Annotated in this window: 1 protein-coding gene; it reads left to right on the top strand. The window is 33.7% G+C overall.

The window, feature by feature from the left end; genetic code table 11:
* On the top strand, positions 1 to 774 hold a 774-nt coding region (locus tag HM981_RS17385), incomplete at both ends, for a sulfatase-like hydrolase/transferase (RefSeq protein WP_179340068.1).

The raw sequence follows: 774 nt of genomic DNA, 5'->3' as shown, positions 1-774 counted from the left end.
AGACCTTATGATGCTGTAACAGAACTAGCATTGGATTTTATGGATGATAACAAAGAGGAACCCTTTTTTCTATACATGGCTCATTGGTTAGTTCACTCACCAATACAAACAAGAGATTTAGCATTACTAGAATATTATTGTGATAAATTAGGAATTCCTGTGCCTACAACCGATGCAAATATTACGACTTCAGGCCAAACAAATCCCTATTACGGAGCGATGATTGCGAGTTTAGATTGGAGTTTAGGGAGAGTAGTAGATTATTTAAAAGTTACTGATGATCCAAGAAATCCAGGGATGAAATTATTTGATACAACGTATATCATATTTGCTTCAGATAATGGAGGTGCAGAAAATCATGGGTCAGAAATTATTACAGATAACTTTCCTTTAGATTTAGGGAAAACACACACCAAAGAAGGCGGTTTGCGTACGCCATTTGTTATAACTGGACCTGGTATTGTAGAAAATCAAGTATATGATAACATAGTTTCTCATTTAGATTTTTATCCTACAATTATGGAGGTTACTGGAGCAGATGCCGTTCTTGATGCCAATGTTCTGAACAATTTAGATGGTGTAAGTTTATTTCCTTTTTTAAGTGGCACTGAAGCAGAAATAAAAAATAGTGACAATACTGAAAGAACAGATCTTTTTTGGCATTACCCACATGGACAAGATGAAAGAGCATCTTCAGCAATTAGAAGTGGAAATTATAAATTGTATAAAATCTATGATAACGGAGATTATTATAAAGCTTACCAATTATATAAT

Origin of the sequence: Winogradskyella ludwigii (genome assembly GCF_013403985.1) — a bacterium.
Lineage (GTDB): Bacteria > Bacteroidota > Bacteroidia > Flavobacteriales > Flavobacteriaceae > Winogradskyella > Winogradskyella ludwigii.
This window is presented reverse-complemented; position numbering and strand designations above follow the sequence as displayed.